At 65.1% G+C, this 258-nt stretch carries 1 protein-coding gene; it reads left to right on the top strand.

Going from position 1 to position 258, the window contains the following annotated elements; genetic code table 11:
* Positions 1–258 (top strand): hypothetical protein (locus BN1121_RS19855; RefSeq protein ID WP_197065738.1); only part of this gene is annotated, 258 nt, incomplete at both ends.

Raw genomic sequence — 258 nt, 5'->3', positions numbered from 1 at the left:
CGTGGTCATCACCGAAGATGCCGACAACGACGGCGTGATCAGCAACACCGAGATCGACGGCACCGTGGGCGTGAAAGTCACGCTGCCGGCGGGTGCGGTGGCAGGAGATGTGCTGAACGTGACCGGCCAGGCGCCGATCACCCTGACCCAGGCGCAGATTGACGGCCAGTTCCTGACCTTTGAGTACCCGCGTCCGGTGGACGGTGGCCGCATCGAAGTGACCGCCACGATTATCGACGCGGCGGGCAACGAGTCCCA

Source organism: Aeromonas diversa CDC 2478-85, assembly GCF_000819805.1.
GTDB classification, from domain to species: domain Bacteria; phylum Pseudomonadota; class Gammaproteobacteria; order Enterobacterales; family Aeromonadaceae; genus Aeromonas; species Aeromonas diversa.
This window is presented reverse-complemented; position numbering and strand designations above follow the sequence as displayed.